Origin of the sequence: Mycolicibacterium pulveris (assembly GCF_010725725.1) — a bacterium.
Taxonomy (GTDB): Bacteria; Actinomycetota; Actinomycetes; order Mycobacteriales; family Mycobacteriaceae; genus Mycobacterium; species Mycobacterium pulveris.
In genome coordinates this window covers 821,114-836,432 of record NZ_AP022599.1, presented here as the reverse complement: position 1 = coordinate 836,432, position 15,319 = coordinate 821,114, and the positions used below count along the sequence as shown (strand labels likewise).

15 protein-coding genes are annotated in these 15,319 nt (G+C 66.2%); 8 read left to right on the top strand and 7 right to left on the bottom strand.

Annotation, left to right across the window (positions count from 1 at the left end):
* Window positions 1–3: 3 nt before the first annotated feature.
* Window positions 4–891, bottom strand: a complete 888-nt coding sequence (locus G6N28_RS04320; RefSeq protein ID WP_163897315.1) for a sulfurtransferase — start codon at window positions 889–891, stop codon at window positions 4–6.
* Between the two features lie 120 nt (window positions 892–1,011).
* Between G6N28_RS04320 and G6N28_RS04315 the strand changes: the two genes are divergently transcribed.
* Window positions 1,012–2,361: a nucleotide sugar dehydrogenase gene (locus G6N28_RS04315; protein ID WP_235674462.1), complete on the top strand. Its 1,350-nt coding sequence runs from the start codon at window positions 1,012–1,014 to the stop codon at window positions 2,359–2,361.
* The gene (locus G6N28_RS04310; RefSeq protein ID WP_163897310.1) at window positions 2,354–3,334 is read left to right on the top strand and encodes an NAD-dependent epimerase/dehydratase family protein; all 981 of its coding nucleotides are present in this window, start codon (window positions 2,354–2,356) and stop codon (window positions 3,332–3,334) included. The genes G6N28_RS04315 and G6N28_RS04310 overlap by 8 nt, the downstream gene beginning before the upstream one ends.
* 73 nt (window positions 3,335–3,407) lie before the next feature.
* On the opposite strand, the gene G6N28_RS04305 is transcribed toward G6N28_RS04310, so the two are convergent.
* The 4 genes from G6N28_RS04305 to G6N28_RS04290 are packed head-to-tail and all read right to left on the bottom strand — an operon-like array spanning window position 3,408 to window position 6,748.
* Window positions 3,408–4,052: a Maf family nucleotide pyrophosphatase gene (locus G6N28_RS04305; protein WP_163897308.1), complete on the bottom strand. Its 645-nt coding sequence runs from the start codon at window positions 4,050–4,052 to the stop codon at window positions 3,408–3,410.
* Window positions 4,049–4,321: an acyl-CoA carboxylase subunit epsilon gene (locus tag G6N28_RS04300; RefSeq protein WP_163897306.1), complete on the bottom strand. Its 273-nt coding sequence runs from the start codon at window positions 4,319–4,321 to the stop codon at window positions 4,049–4,051. The genes G6N28_RS04305 and G6N28_RS04300 overlap by 4 nt, the downstream gene beginning before the upstream one ends.
* The gene (locus G6N28_RS04295) at window positions 4,318–5,955 is read right to left on the bottom strand and encodes an acyl-CoA carboxylase subunit beta (protein WP_163897304.1); all 1,638 of its coding nucleotides are present in this window, start codon (window positions 5,953–5,955) and stop codon (window positions 4,318–4,320) included. The genes G6N28_RS04300 and G6N28_RS04295 overlap by 4 nt, the downstream gene beginning before the upstream one ends.
* Before the next feature lie 58 nt (window positions 5,956–6,013).
* Window positions 6,014–6,748 carry a class I SAM-dependent methyltransferase gene (locus G6N28_RS04290; protein WP_235674461.1) on the bottom strand — a complete coding sequence of 245 codons (735 nt, stop codon included), beginning with the start codon at window positions 6,746–6,748 and terminating at the stop codon, window positions 6,014–6,016.
* A gap of 332 nt (window positions 6,749–7,080) precedes the next feature.
* On the opposite strand from G6N28_RS04290, the gene G6N28_RS04285 reads away from it, so the two are divergent.
* Genes G6N28_RS04285 through G6N28_RS04275 form a run of 3 tightly spaced genes read left to right on the top strand, consistent with a single transcriptional unit; the run spans window position 7,081 to window position 9,497 of the window.
* On the top strand, window positions 7,081–8,115 hold the full coding sequence (locus G6N28_RS04285; RefSeq protein ID WP_235674460.1) for a glycosyltransferase: 1,035 nt from the start codon (window positions 7,081–7,083) through the stop codon (window positions 8,113–8,115).
* A gap of 4 nt (window positions 8,116–8,119) precedes the next feature.
* Window positions 8,120–8,800 carry an acyltransferase gene (locus tag G6N28_RS04280; RefSeq protein ID WP_163897298.1) on the top strand — a complete coding sequence of 227 codons (681 nt, stop codon included), beginning with the start codon at window positions 8,120–8,122 and terminating at the stop codon, window positions 8,798–8,800.
* A gap of 13 nt (window positions 8,801–8,813) precedes the next feature.
* Window positions 8,814–9,497, top strand: coding sequence for an acyltransferase (locus G6N28_RS04275; RefSeq protein WP_170307881.1), 684 nt, complete (start codon window positions 8,814–8,816; stop codon window positions 9,495–9,497).
* Here G6N28_RS04275 and G6N28_RS04270 read toward each other — a convergent pair.
* Window positions 9,494–10,177: a class I SAM-dependent methyltransferase gene (locus G6N28_RS04270; protein ID WP_163897296.1), complete on the bottom strand. Its 684-nt coding sequence runs from the start codon at window positions 10,175–10,177 to the stop codon at window positions 9,494–9,496. The genes G6N28_RS04275 and G6N28_RS04270 overlap by 4 nt on opposite strands.
* Before the next feature lie 152 nt (window positions 10,178–10,329).
* Between G6N28_RS04270 and G6N28_RS04265 the strand changes: the two genes are divergently transcribed.
* The 3 genes from G6N28_RS04265 to G6N28_RS04255 are packed head-to-tail and all read left to right on the top strand — an operon-like array spanning window position 10,330 to window position 13,796.
* Complete coding sequence (locus G6N28_RS04265; RefSeq protein ID WP_163897294.1) at window positions 10,330–11,466, top strand: glycosyltransferase; 1,137 nt, start codon at window positions 10,330–10,332, stop codon at window positions 11,464–11,466.
* A 31-nt stretch (window positions 11,467–11,497) separates the two neighbouring features.
* A complete protein-coding gene (locus tag G6N28_RS04260; protein WP_163897292.1) occupies window positions 11,498–12,721 on the top strand; it encodes a lipopolysaccharide biosynthesis protein in 1,224 nt (407 codons plus the stop codon).
* Complete coding sequence (locus G6N28_RS04255; protein ID WP_163897290.1) at window positions 12,648–13,796, top strand: glycosyltransferase; 1,149 nt, start codon at window positions 12,648–12,650, stop codon at window positions 13,794–13,796. The genes G6N28_RS04260 and G6N28_RS04255 overlap by 74 nt, the downstream gene beginning before the upstream one ends.
* A 7-nt stretch (window positions 13,797–13,803) precedes the next feature.
* Here G6N28_RS04255 and G6N28_RS04250 read toward each other — a convergent pair whose 3' ends face one another.
* Window positions 13,804–15,159 carry an O-antigen ligase family protein gene (locus G6N28_RS04250; protein ID WP_163897288.1) on the bottom strand — a complete coding sequence of 452 codons (1,356 nt, stop codon included), beginning with the start codon at window positions 15,157–15,159 and terminating at the stop codon, window positions 13,804–13,806.
* Window positions 15,160–15,319 lie beyond the last annotated feature (160 nt).

Genomic DNA, 15,319 nt, shown 5'->3' with positions numbered 1-15,319 from the left:
GAATCAGGGTGCCTCGCCGGGCTCTTCACCGACGGCCACCGGTACCCGCACGGCGTTGCCCCACTCGGTCCAGGAGCCGTCGTAGTTGCGCACATTGGGCAGGCCCAGCAGATGGGTCAGCACGAACCAGGTATGGCTGGAGCGCTCACCGATGCGGCAGTAAACCACCGTGCTGTCGTCGGGCGTCAAGAAGCCGTAGAGGTCCTCGAGCTCGGCGCGGCCGCGGAACCGGCCGCTGTCGTCGGCCGCCTTGGCCCACGGGATCGACTTGGCGGTGGGGATGTGGCCGCCGCGCAGCGCGCCTTCCTCGGGGTAGTCGGGCATGTGGGTGCGCTCGCCGGTGTACTCCTGGGGCGAGCGCACGTCGATCAGCGGCTCTTTGCCGAGGATGGCCAGCACGTCGTTCTTGAAGGCGCGGATCGGCGCGTCGTTGCGTTCGACGACCGGATATCCGCTGGACTGCTTGCTCGGCACGTCCAGGGTGGTTTCGCGGCCGTCGGAGATCCACAGATCGCGCCCGCCGTTGAGCAACCGGACATCGGGGTGGCCGAACAAGGTGAAGACCCACAGGGCGTAGGCGGCCCACCAGTTGCTCTTGTCGCCGTAGATCACGATCGTGTCGTCGCGGGCGATGCCCTTGCGGTTCATCAGGTCTGCGAACTGTTCGCCGTTGATGTAGTCGCGGACGTGGGGGTCGTTGAGGTCGGTATGCCAGTCGATTTTGACTGCGCCGGGGATGTGGCCGGTGTCGTAGAGCAGCACGTCCTCGTCGGATTCGACGATGGCCAATCCCGGCCTGCCGAGGTTGGCCGACAACCAGTCGGCGGTGACTAGACGTTCGGGGTGGGCATACGCCCGCAGCGTGGGATCTGGGTCGGGTGGCAGAGGCACAGTCAGAGCGTACCCAGCGACTTCGCCCCGCGACATGCACCCACCGGGCAAAAAATGTTCTGGCAAAGTATTGTGAGCTCTCGTTGTCGCAATATCCCTGTGCTACAAACTCGAGGAATGATGGCTCGTCCAGCAAATTACGACATCGGAATAGTCGGACTGGGTTATGTGGGGCTGACCTTGGCCACGGTGCTCGCCGAAGCGGGGTACTCGGTGATCGGGGTGGAGAAGCGGCCCGATCTGGTGGCGATGACCAACGAGGGCATTCCGCACTTCACGGAGACGGGGCTGCCCGATGCGCTGTCCGGGGCGACCAGGCTGAAGAAGCTGGTGGCGACCGAGCGCTTCGACAGCAGTTTCACCTGTGATACCTACATCATTACGGTCGGTACACCGCTTTCGGCGGCCGGTGTCGCGCGCGTCGACATGATCGAGGCGGCGGCCCGCGACATCGCCGAGAACATGCGCGACGGGGCGCTGGTGCTCCTGCGTTCGACGGTCAAGGTCGGCACGACGCGCCAGGTGGTCGCGCCGATCCTGGCCGCAAGCGGCAAGAAATTCGATATTGCGATGTGTCCGGAAAGGACGCTCGAGGGCAAGGCGCTGCAGGAATTGCGCGAATTGCCGCAAATTGTCGGTGCCGACAATTCTGAGGTCGCCGATCGTGCCGCGGCAATATTTCGCCGGCTAACGAAATCCATCATCTCGGTATCGGATATCGAGACCGCCGAGATCATCAAACTGGTCAGCAACACCTACCGCGATGTGCAGTTCGCGTTCGCCAACGAGGTCGCCCGGGTGTGCGATGCCTTCGGCGTCAGCGCACATGAGGTGATCTCGTCGGGCAAGCTCGGCTACAGCCGCACGAACATCCCGCTGCCTGGGTTGGTCGGCGGCCCGTGCCTGGAGAAAGACCCGCACATCCTGATGGAAAGCGCGCGCACCCGCGGCGTCGCCCTGGAGATCACCGCGGCCGGCCGGTTGGTCAACGAGCGCCAACCGGAGGAGACGGTGCGTTTCATCAGCAGTGAGATCCAGCGGCGCGACCTGGATGCGTCGGCGCCAATGAAGATCAGCCTGCTCGGAATGGCGTTCAAGGGACTACCCGAGACCAGCGATCTGCGCGGGTCGATGTCGATCCGGGTGCTCGACGCGCTGAAAAAGGCCCACCCGAACGCCGAGATCGGCATCTACGATCCCGTCGCGCCGAGCGATCTGCTGTCGGCCGAGTTTCCCGACGAGACGGTGTTCGACCGGTTCGGCGACGCGGTCAGCGGTGCATCGGTGGTGGTGATCGGCAACAACCATCCGTCGCTCGGCACCATCTCGCCGCGCACCATCAGCGAGTTCATCAAGCCCAACGGGTTCGTCTTCGACTACTGGAACCACTTCAGCCACCTCCCGGCGTCGGAACTGGGTGACTCGTACTTCGCGGTCGGCAAGAGTGGACGTGTGGTGTGCGATGCCTGAACGGGTGGTCATCACCGGTGGCTGTGGGTTCATCGGGGCGTACTTGGCGAGACGGATGGTCGTCGACGGCTGGAATGTCGCCGTCGTCGACTCGATGATCCGCGGCGACGCGCGCCGGCTCGGCGACGTCGCCGACGACGTCGAACTGTTCACCAACGATGTGCGCGACCAGGACGCGTTGGAGCGGGCGTTCAAGGGCGCCGACGTGGTGATGCACCTGGCGGCCATCAACGGCACCGAAAACTTCTACAAGAGACCGGAACTGGTGCTCGACATGGGCCTGCGCGGCGCGCTGGCGGTGAGCAACGCCGGGCGCAATGCCGGCGTCCCCGACCTGGTGGTGGCGTCGACCGCCGAGGTCTACCAGACGCCGCCGGTGTTTCCCACCCCGGAAACCGTTCCGCTGATGCTGCCCGACAGCCTCAACCCGCGCTACTCGTACGGCGGGTCGAAGATCGTCAGCGAGCTGATCGCGTTCAACTACGGCCAGGAGCACTACCGCAAGGTGCAGGTCTTCCGGCCGCACAACGTGTTCGGGCCCGACATGGGATGGAAGCACGTGGAGCCGCAGCTGATCATGCGGGCGCTGGCCGCGCAGGAGGCCGGTGACGACGTGCTCCCGATCCAGGGTGACGGAAGCGAAACGCGGTCTTTTCTCTACGTCGACGACTGTGTCGACGGCATTCTCACCATGTATGCGAAGGGCGCGCACCGCGAGATTTACCACATCGGCAGCGACGACGAGCTGACCATTCGTGAGCTGGCCACCCGGATCGCCAAGACCGTCGGCGTGGATCTGGACATCCAGCCCGGCGCGGCCCCCAAAGGGGGTGCGAAGCGGCGATGTCCCGATATCGCCAAGATGCGCGCGCTCGGCTGGTCGCCGGAGATCAGCCTCGATGAGGGGTTGGAACGCACCGTCGAGTGGTATCGCGCGCACCGCGGCGATGCCCCACCCAACGACCTGATGTAGCAGTTTTTCCGGCGAGCAGACGCGAAAACCCCTTATTTCACGTGTTTTAGGGGGTATTCGCGTCTGCTCGCGGTCACGGGGTGAGGGGGTTGGCGGCCCACAGGGCGGCGAGGTTCAGGCCCGCGGCGGCCAGCAGGCGGCGGGTCAGCGGCAGGCCGATGCCGACCACCGACGACGGGTCGCCGTCCACGCCCTCGATGAACCACCCGCCCAGCCCGTCGATGGTGAAGCCGCCCGCCACCGACGTCGGCTCACCGCTGGCGACGTACGCGTCGAGCTCGGCGGGTGACGGCACCCCGAACCTGACCGTGGTGACCGTGCTGTCGGCCCCGCGATACGCAACAGCGCTGTCCCGTAAGCGAATAACGCAATGCCCGGTGTAGAGCTGGCCCGACGTGCCGCCCATCTGCCGCCAGCCGGCGCGCGCGGCCGCGGCCGTCGCCGGTTTCCCGACCAGCGCCCCGTCGCGGTAGAGCATCGAATCGCAGCCGATCACAACGCAATCGGCGGCCACGGCCGCATCGAGGCCGTCGATGACCGCCTCGGCCTTGGCGGTGGCCAGCGCGGCCGTGACATCCGGAGGGGTGCTCTCGGGCCCCAGGCCGGCGAGCACAGCCTCCTCGTCGACGCCCGAGACGATGACCAGCGGATCGATTCCCGCCTGACGCAGGACCTTTCGGCGACCCGATGAGGCAGACGCGAGGACTACCCGCGTCATTTGCGCATGTGGGTCCGTTCCACCAACGTCACCCGCTGCCAGCTGAAGACGGAGTAGCGCAGCCGGTCGACGGGATGGCCCCACAAGTTCTGTTCCTGCTCCCGAGGCTCTGCGGGGGCACCCGACAGACCGGCGAGCACCGCCATCAGCGCGGCAAGCTCTTCTTCGGTCGGTTCGCCCGTCAGCACCTGGATGTGTGCCTCGTGCGCGTGCGGGTCCTCGCTCACGGGTGCCCCGCTCACGGCAGCTGAATTGTTCGCCCCGCTCACAGGGGAATGTTCCCGTGCTTCTTCGGCGGCACCTGAGTGATCTTGCGCTCCAGCAGCCGCAGCGCGGTGCCCACGTAACCGCGGGTGTGCGACGGCGGGATGACCGCGTCGACGTAGCCCCGCTCGGCGGCGATGTACGGGTTGACCAAGGTGTCCTCGTACTGCTGCTGCAACTGCAGGCGCAGGGCGTCGACGTCCTCACCCTTCTTGGCGGCCTCGGCCAGTTCCTGGCGGTAGACGAACCCGACCGCGCCCGAGGCGCCCATCACCGCGATCTGCGCCGTCGGCCAGGCCACGCAGACGTCGGCGCCCATGTCCTTGGAACCCATCACGCAGTACGCGCCGCCGTAGGCCTTGCGGGTGATCACGGTGATCTTGGCGACGGTGGCCTCACCGTAGGCGTAGAGCAGCTTGGCGCCGCGGCGGATGATGCCGTTGTACTCCTGGTCGGTACCCGGCAGGAAGCCCGGCACGTCGACCAGCATCACGATCGGAATATTGAAGCAGTCGCAGGTCCGGATGAACCGCGCCGCCTTCTCCGATGCGTTGATGTCCAGGCAGCCGGCGAACTGGGTGGGTTGGTTGGCCACGATGCCGACCGGCCGTCCCTCGACGCGGCCGTAGCCGACGACGATGTTCGTGGCGTAGCCGGACTGGATCTCCAGGAACTCGTCGTCGTCGAGGATCCGGGTGATCACCTCGTGCATGTCGTACGGCTGGTTCGGGGAGTCCGGGATCAGCGTGTCCAGCTCGAGGTCCGTATCGACGAGGTTGTCCTCGATCGCGCCCTCGGGAATCGGCGCCGGGAAGCGCGGCGGATCCGCGTAGTTGTTCGACGGCAGATACGAAATCAGGTCGCGGACGAACTCGAAGGCGTCCTGCTCACCGGAGGCGACGTAATGCGCGGTGCCCGATTTCGCCATATGGGTGTGCGCGCCGCCGAGTTCCTCCATCGTGACGTCCTCACCGGTGACGGTCTTGATCACGTCGGGTCCGGTGATGAACATCTGGCTGGTCTGGTCGACCATGATGACGAAGTCGGTGAGCGCGGGGGAGTACACATGCCCACCCGCGGCGGCGCCCATGATCAGCGAGATCTGCGGGATCACGCCGGACGCCTTGATGTTGTTGTGGAAGATCCTGCTGTACAGGCCCAGCGAGACGACGCCCTCCTGGATGCGCGCGCCCGCGCCGTCGTTGATGCCGATCAACGGACGGCCGGTCTTGAGGGCCAGTTCCTGGACCTTGACGATCTTCTCGCCGTACACCTCACCGAGGCTGCCGCCGAACACCGAGGCGTCCTGGCTGAAGATGCACACTTCGCGGCCTTCGATGGTGCCGTACCCCGTCGCCACCCCGTCACCGAGCGGGCGCTTCTTCTCCAGCCCGAAGTTCGTGCTGCGGTGTCGCGCCAACGCGTCGAGTTCGACGAACGACCCCTCGTCAAGCAGCGCCAGAATGCGCTCGCGGGCGGTCAGTTTGCCCTTGGCGTGGATCTTCTCCACCGCCTCCTCACCCACGGGGTGCAGCGTCTCCTGCGCGCGCCTGCGCAGATCGGCCAGCTTGCCGGCCGTGGTGTGGATATCGATCTCGTGTGCAGAGTCCGGTGGCGACGAACCCGTAACGCTTGTCATGGTGTCCGATGCTAACGAACGACTGACGGGCCGGATCCGCCGCGTCCTTAATGTCTCCTTAAACAGGCTTGCGCAGCGTGACGACGGCGAAGCTGGTCAGCGCCGGCACCGGGTGTTTGAGTAGGAACCGCGACTTGGCCTGCTCGAGCGCGTCGAGCGGTTTGACCAGGTGGTAGTAGTGATGGCCGAACGCGCCGTGCCACTGCTCCAGCTCGAAGCCCACGCTCTCGAAGCGCCGGATCGCCCGCTTGGTGGGGCCCGTGGTCCAGCGGTAGTAGGCCGGGAACTTCTCGTGCTTGGGATCGTCGATGCGGCCGGGCTGGATCTTGCGCAGCAGCGAGCGTGCGGCCTGCTCGGGGATCAGCCGGTTCAACACGAACGGCAGCGTGTACAGGGTCGGAAAGTAGTGCACCGCCAGGCCGCCCGGGCGCAGCAGATCGAAGCAGTTCTGATGGAACGCCCGCCCGTCGGGCACGTGCTCGCACAGCATCTTGGAGAAGACGACGTCATACATTTCGCGTCCGTCGCGCACGGGCTCGCACAGGTCCAGGACGCGGGTCTCAACGTCGCCCCCGGCCTTCGCCAGCTCCTCGGCCGAGATGTCGATGACGATTCGGTGCGGGGCGAACCCCCACCGGTTGTTGTCGGCCAGCACCGGATTGGCGCCACCACCCAGTTCGGCGACGTGTTGTGCGTCCTCGCGCAACGCCAGCTCACGTACGTATTCGTCGTAGCCTTTCCACAGCGTTTCGATATCGCGGTAGCTAACGCGGCCGTCAGCCGGGGCCGTCAATAAATTGACGCCATAGTTAGTCATTGTTGTTCTCCGAAATTCTCGGGGCGGCGGCTCGGCAAAGCATACCTTTGATGGCTCCCAAGCGACGAGACAAGATCAGCAAATTCCATCTGTCCGGCTTGTCATGGTGGCTGGTTTGCGGTTCTATAGGGGCCGCGGATGCAGAATCTACGTGATTACCAGACGCCGGCAAACATGCCACGGAGCCTCGCGAAGGGGATTAAAGCGTGCAACGAGCCCGCAAATACGACGGTGTTGACGGCCCGAAGGTCGCGATTGCGCATGATTACCTGACCCAACTCGGAGGAGCGGAGAAAATCGTTCTTTCGATGGCCAAGGCGTTTCCCGGCGCCCCTATTTACACGATGCTCTACGAGCCGGAGACGACCTACCCCGAGTTTGCCGACTGCGACATCCGGGTGTCGCCGTACAACAGGTTCGCGCCGTTGCGGACCTACCACCGTGCGGCGCTGCCGCTGTATCCGGCGATCGCCCGGTCGGTGTTCGTGGACGCCGACATCGTGCTGACGAGCACCAGCGGATGGGCACATGGATTCCGCACCAACGGCCGCAAGCTCATCTACTGCTACTCACCGGCGCGATGGCTGTACCTGTCCGACAAGTACCTCGGCGACGAAACCAACCTGATCAAACGCGTGGGGCTGGCGCTGTCCAAGCCCTACCTCAAGGCATGGGACCGCCGCCAGGCGCTGGGCGCCGACAAGTACTACGCGATCTCGACGCTGATCCAGAACCGGATCGCCGACACCTACGGGATCGACGCCGAGGTGATGTTCGCGCCGGTCGCGATGTCGCAGTCGATGCAGCCCGAGCCGATCCCGACCCTGAACGGCGAGGACGGCGGGTTCTATCTGGTGGTCTCCCGGCTGCTGCCGTACAAGAACGTCGACGTCATCGTGCGGGCGTTCGCCGGAAGCGACCGCAGGCTCGTCGTGGTCGGCAAGGGCCCCGACGCCGACCGGTTGCGCGGCATGAAAACCCCCAACGTGACAATGCTTTCGGATCTGACTGACGGTCAGATGGCCTGGCTCTACAAGAACTGCCGCGCCCTGTTGGCCGCGAGCTACGAGGATTACGGCTTGACGCCCATCGAAGCCGGCGTCTGGGGCCGCCCGAGTGTGGCGTTACGGTTCGGCGGGTTCCTCGACACCATTGACGAGGGCGTCACCGGAATGTATTTCGACGAGCCCGAACCCGATGCGATCGTCGACACGCTGAACCGGTTCGAGGCCACCGAATTCGACGCGGACAAGATCCGCCTCCACGTCGAGCAGTTCACCGAGGAGGTCTTCACCGAGAAACTGCACACCGCGGTCGACAACCTCGCTGCCGCGAGGGGGTGACACGGTGCGTCTGGAACCGGCGAAGATCGATCCCGAGGTCGTCGCGCGAAAGCGCGCCGCCGCACCCCGGTTGAAGATGAGCCCGCCGTTCGACTACATCACCGACGAGAACGGCCGGATCGTCGACGTGGAGACCCAAGGCGTCGCGTTCTCCGACAAGTTGCGCAAGTGGATCGGTCAGCTGGCCTTCAACATCATCGTCACCTACATCCCGTCGCATACCGTCCGGCTGGGCTGGCTGCGGTTGTTCGGCGCGGAGATCGGCAAGGGCTCCTCGATCATGCGGGGCACCCAGATCCAGAACGCCCACTACCTGGTGATCGGGGAGAACAGCACCGTCGGGATGCGGTGCGTGCTCGACGCCCGCGCCGGCATCTACATCGGCGACAACGTGACGCTGGCCAGCGACGTGCAGCTTCTTGCCGGTGGTCACGACATCAACCACCCCGACTTTCCGATCGTCGGCCCCGACCCCACCGTCATCGAGGACTACGTGTGGATCGCCAGCCGCGCCATGGTGCTGCCCAGCCACATCAAGCGCGGCGCTGTGGTGGCGGCACACGCGTTGGTGGCCAAGGACGTCGAGGAGCTGACGGTGGTCGGCGGAAACCCGGCCAAGCCGATCGGTAAACGTGACCCGGACGCGTTGTGTTACAGCGCGAGTTACCGCCCACTCTTCTTCTGACAGGAGCGATTTGGTGTTCGTGGAACCGACGAAAGCTGATCCCGACGACATCGCGCGCAAGCTCGCGGCCGCGCCCGACCTCAAGCTACCTCCGCCGCCGTCGTGGGAGGTGGGCCCCGACGGTGAGCTCGTCAACTACCGCATGCAGACGATGGGCTTCGCGCGCAAGGCGCGCAACCGGATCGCCCAGCTGCTGTACAACATGGTCGTCACCCACATCCCCTCTCACACGGTCCGGTTGGGCTTCTTGCGGTTGATGGGTGCGACGATCGGCGAGGGGTCGTCGATCATGCGGACCACGCAGGTGCTGGATCCGGAGTTCCTGCGCATCGGACGCAACAGCACGGTCGGGCAGCGCTGCCTGCTCGACGCCCGCGCCGGGTTGTGGATCGGTGACAACGTCACCATCGCCAGCGATGTGCACATCATCGGCGGCGGCCATGACATCAACCATCCGGACTTCTTGCCGGTGCCGGTCCCGACCGTGATCGAGGACTACGTGTGGATCGCCAGCCGGGCGATGATCCTGCCCAGCCTCATCCGCCGTGGCGCTGTGGTGGCGGCGCAGGCGCTGGTCAACCAGTACAAGGACATCGGGGAACTCGAGGTGGTCGGCGGAGTGCCCGCGAAGGTGATCTCCAAGCGCAACCCCGACGCGCTGCAGTACAGCGCGTACTACCGACCGCTGTTCGGTTAGTCGAGTTCGGTTTCGTACTTGCGGATCGCGCTGTCGAGCAGTTCGGAACTGACCGGCTTGGCCGCCGTGATGACCGCCATCCGGTCGTTGACCAATTGATCGATCTCGGCGAACTCGGACACCACATGGAAGTGTGGACGGTCCCCGTAGTCGTCCATCGCGATCGTCCAGCCGCGCTCATTGCGCAGCGCGCGAAGGGTTTTGAGCACGCAGGCGACCCGGAACCGGCCGTCGACCAGAACGAGGTCCGGCGCGCGCCCGCCCTCGAAACTTTGCGGCGGCGGGTCCGAATAGCGGCGGAACTTCGCCAGCCGTCTCGGCGAGTTCAGCCCCGGCCCGATCGGGCGGCCCCAGTGCGCGGTCAGGCCGATGTCGGCGTAGTGAAAGCTCTGCCCGACCGGTCGGGCCAGCCCGTCGTCGCGGATCTTCTTCTGCACGCTCTTGAGGAAAAACGGGTCGGAATCGACCGCGACGAACTCGATGCCGAACTTTGCTGCCAGGTACGTGGACCCGCCGGTTCCGAATTCCAGATAACGCTTCGATCTGCGCAGCGTGTCAATGAACCAATCGGTCCCTTTGTCGAAGCTGCCGTCCGCCCCGTAGAAGACCGGCGTATCGGGTACGTCGAAGCCGATAAGGCGTTGTGTTGCAAGGAATCTGACGGTCCCAGCTATACCCACGATCCACTCCTGCCAAATGGCGAAAAAACGTGGCGTAGCATAACACGGCGACGTTGCTGGAGCCCTTGTGTACCGGCCTCGCACAGCCCTTCACGGGCGTCAAAATGCCATTTGGGTATCGTTAGCTCCGATCGAGGACGGGAGCATTCGAGGTGACGACGAACCTGCGCGAGTACCGGCTGGTCTTCGTCGGTCCCGGCGAGGGTCAGACCGCGGTGGGCGACTATGCCCAGGACTTCGTCACCGCCGTCAGACCGCACTTCGGCGACGTCACCGAGGTCCGCACCCGGGGCCCCGGCGGGGACACCGTGCGCGACATCCGCCGGTATCGGCGGAGCGTGGCCGCGGCGGTTGCCGAGGCGCCGAACCGGGTGCTCGTGCACGGTGAGCTGGCCGCGGGCGGAGCGGCACCGTTCTGGGCCATCGCCGGCCTGCCCGGCACTCCGGTGACCGCCACCATCCACGACCCGCCGCAAGGGGTGTGGTGGCCCGCGGCGACCAAGTTCATGTTCGGCCCCACGCTGACCCGCAAGCTGATCTTTCACGGCCTGCACTATCCGCTGCGGCCGTTGTCCACCAAGGTCGAAGGCATCGTCAACGGGCGGCGAACGCTGTTCGCGCTCACCGACACCGGCCGTCGCTCGATCGAACAGCGGTATCCGCACACCACCGCGGTGTACGTGCCGCACATCGTGCGCGACCGGCCCGTTATCCAGCCCGTGCAGGAACGGGCGAACGCCGTCGGGTTCTTCGGCCACGTGTACCGCGGCAAGGGCTTCGAGCAGATCGCCCGCATCCGCGAGCTGCTTCCCGACGACATCGCGATCCGGGTGGCCGGGCGCGGCACCGAAGCGCTGCCGCGGGTGGACGGCATCGAGATCCTCGGCGGCGTCGACGGGCCGGCCGAAGATGCCTTCTTCGGCTCGGTGCGGGCGATTGTGGTGCCCTACGGCAAGCGCCATTGGTACGACGAGACATATCCGGCGTCGGGCGTCGTGGCCCACGCCACCGCGTATCGCACACCGGTGGTGTGCACCGCGTACGGCTCGCTGGCCGAGCTGGACGAGCAGACCGGAGCCGTCGTGGTGCGGACATCCGGCACCGACCAGGCCGCCGTCGCCGCCGGGCTCGCCCGGGCGATCGAGGCGCTGCTGGGCGACACCGGGCGGTTGACGGAGCTGGGGGAGTACGCGGAGAAGACGCGCCAGGCCCGCTCGGGGGCCGCCACCGCGCAGGCGTACGCGGCGACCTGGGCGCAGCTGCTGGCCCGACACCACGGGGGGCACTGAGCTGACTTCACCCAAATCCATGCCCGAATCCATGCCAAGGGCCGCACCCCGCCGATCCGCCAAGACGGTGGTGTCGATGCTGTACGTCTACGGTGGTCGCGGCACCGGCCTGGTGTGGACGGTGGCGTTGATCCATCAGCTCGGGATCAGCGACTACGGCCTGTACAGCCTGGGTTTCGCGCTGATGTCGGTGCTCGGCCAGACGCTGAGCAACCCCTACGTGGTGCGCGCGGTGCGCGAACCCGAGGAGGACTTCCTGCGCGAGCGCGCCGGCCGGTACCTGCTCGGTCTCGGGCTCATGGTGCTGGGCCAGTGCTTCCTGCCGCTCAACTACATCGCGTGGTTCGGCGTCACGGTGGCCGGCGGCGAGCTGATCGTCGGCGCGTACAAGGCGCGCGCCATGCGTCAAGGCGACCCGCACGTGACGTCGAGAATCGACACCACCAGGCAGGTCGGCAGCGTGGTGGCGGGTTGCGCGTATCTGTTCGGCGCGTCGGTGATGGGCATGCATCCGACGCTGCTGGGCGCCAGCATCGCGTACTGCCTGCCCTACGTGGTGATCGCGGCGCTGGCGGCATTCACCGTGCGCGGCCACCGGCCCCAGCTGCCCGGTCCGCCGCGCACCATTCTCGTGCTTGCCGGTGAAATGCTCGGCACGTCAGCCTTTCTCGCTGGCGATGTGCTGCTGCTGGGCTGGCTCACCGACACCACGGTCGTCGGCTACTACAACCTGACCTGGGTGGTCGCTTCCGCGATCTGCTATGTGGGGCAGGCGTTCGGCACCACATACGCGCAGACGCTGCGTGACAGCGGCGGAGCGCTGTCGACCGGCCCGCCGCTCAAATACACCCTGGCGATCGGCGCGGGCGGCGGGCTGCTGGTCCTGGTCATCGGGATCGTGCTGCTGATCTCGCCCGCACCGAACGAACTGGCCGTCGCGATGATCGTCATGGCGGCCTACTGCGCGTTCCGCACGATCATCATGGTCTTTCAGTTCGTGCTCTACGCCCAGCGTCGCGACATGGTTCGGATGACGGCGGTGATCGGGTTGGTGCCGGTCAAGTTCGGGCTGTTGGCGGTGCTCGCCCACCTCGGGGCGGTGGGCGCCGCGATAACGACGTCGGTCAGCGACGCGGTGCTGCTGCTCATCTTCACGCTGGCGATCTATGGAAAGGGACGGCATGGCAGACGGCCGGCCAACGACCAAGGTGACGTTTCTGCTGTCGAAAGACCCGGTGACGGAGCGGGCGGGTGACGTCGAGCTCGGGCAGCTGCTCATGGGGCTGGCCGCCGACGAATTCGAGGTGTCCGGGCTGTGCCTGTCCGCGCAGACGGGCTCGACCACGCTGCCAGGCGACCTTCCGCTGAAACGGCTGCCGAAGCCCAAGATCCGACCGGCCCGACTGCTGGTGGATTCGATTCGCAAGCGGCGCAGCCTGGTTCACGTCCGGTTCGACACCGACGACCTGGTCGCCGCGATCGAGGCGTGTGACGCCGACGTCTTCGTCGCGGAGCACAGCTACATGGCCGAATCCTTCCTGCGCAGCGCCAAGTTCGGTCGCGCGCGCCTGGTCGTCAACACCAATATCTCCGAGGCGCTGGTGTGGCGGGCCAGCCGCGGCGTGCTGGGCCGGATCGAGGCACCCCGGCTGCGCCGCGACGAGATCCGGATCGCCAGGGCTGCCGATGCCGTCGGCACCTATGACGCGCCGGAAGCCGAGTTCTACCGCGCCAACGGGATTTTCGGGGCACGATGGCTCGACGTGTCCCTGCCGCCGGTGCGCCAGGTCGACGTGGCACGGACCCCGCGCCGGCTCGTGTTCATGGGGCTGCGGGACTGGCCGCCCAACCAGGAGGCGTTCCTGCACACGCTGGCCTTGTGGCCGAGGATCTGCGCGGGCATCTCCGATGCCGAGCTGTGCGTCATCGGCAAGAAGAAACCGGGTGCGCCCGATCCGGTCTACCCCGCCGGCGTGCGCGATCTCGGCTTCGTCGAGGACCTCTCCGCGTTCCTCGGAACCTGCCGGGCGCTGGTGGCCCCCATCAAGACGGGAGGGGGCGTGCGGGTCAAGATCCTCGACGCGATCCGGATGGGACTGCCGGTGGTGGGCACCACCGCCGCGATCGGCGACCTGGGCTCCATGTACGGACTGCAAACCCACGACGATGAGGACAGTTTCGTCGCCGAGTGCCGTCGCTATCTTCTCGACCGGCCCGCTGCCGTGGCCGACGGCGACCGGCTCTACGACGTCAACAGGCAACGCTGGCAACAGCGGCGGCCCCACCGCGCGGTTGCGGCTCTGCTGCGCGCCGAGACCGTCGCGGCGTGACCCGCGGTCAGGTGAACGACCTTGCCAATTCGGGTGATGTGCGGGCGTCGGTGAGCGGCTCGTGCCGGGTCTGGTCGACGTAGACGAGGAACGCCAGCAAGATCGAGAAGGTCAGCGTCATCTGCGGCATGTCGACGACCGACTGCTGCAGGTTGGCCGACACCACCGCGATGCCGATGAACACCCCGCCGTAGACGGCATGAGGTAGCGACGGCGAGCGCAGCGCCCGGTAGGCCATCACGCAGCCGACGACGAGGACGGTGACGAACACCAGCCCCGTGATGATGCCGCCGCGGTAGACCGTCAACAGCGGGGCGTTGGAGACGTAGTTGAGCGACTGGGCCAGCTGGCCGCTGCGGAACTCGGGTCGGTCCCACCCGAGGCCGAACAGCCAGTGACCCGACATGCGATGCGGGAAGTCCGCGATCGAGTCGGCACGGGCCTCCCGGCCGGTGTCCTCGTCGGCGAACGTGGAGAAGATGCGGTCGCGGATCATCGGGGTCAGCAGGGCGGCCGCGGCGCCGACACCGATCAACCCGAGCGCGATCTGACGGTCGCGGGCGCGCATGCTGTGGAAGAGCAGCACCAGCAGCAACCCGACCGCGACGGAGAAGATCATGCTGCGGCTCAGTGTGAGCAGCAGCGCCACCACGATTACGGTCGACATCACGGCCCTGCGCCAGCCGGCGAACAGGACGAGGCAGATGATCAACGCGGTCGCCAACGCCAGCCCGGCGCTGTTGGGCAGCACCCAGGTGCCGCCCAGCCGCAGCGTCCTGCCGATCGTGCCGCCCTCGTTGGAGTAGACGTACAGCGCAGTCTGCTCGCGCAGCCCCGCGCCCACGCCGTAGCCGAAGATCTGCAGCGGTTTCAGCAGGCGCTGCTGCTGGTCCACCGTCGCCATGAGGATCCCCACGAAGGCGTTGGCCGACGCGGCGTAGACGAAGATCCTGCCGAACCTGGCCAGGTTCTCGCGGGACAGTCTCAGCAACGCTATTGCAGCCGCTGTGGCGATCCCCCACTTCGCATACAGCAACACCGCCGGAACGCTGACCCCGGTGCCGACGACGGAAATTGCCGACGCAACCAGCAACGCCAAAATGGTTATTTCGAGGGTGCTGAGTCGAGTTCGCTGGCTGGGATGAATTATCGCCGCCAGCACCGCCCCGGCCGCGAACAGCAGGTACAGCGGGATATGCACGCCGGGGAAGTATCCGAACGGCAATCCGCCGATCACCGCGGCCGTCGCCCAAAACAGCCACAACGGATGCCGCAAACCGATGTACACCCCGATGATCAGGCCAAGCAGGCCGATCACGGCGTACGTGACAAGCGTGCCGTGCCCGAACGCGACCCACGCCACGAGCGGACAGATTGCGATCGCCGCAAGGGCTAACATGGATTTGCCGATCAGACTCTGACGGGGCGTCACGCAGACAATGGTGACAGCTTCGCCGGCGGGATACCAGCCAGCCCCCTCAGGTGCAATAGCGCGAACCGCGGGAGCAACCGCTACTCTGTGC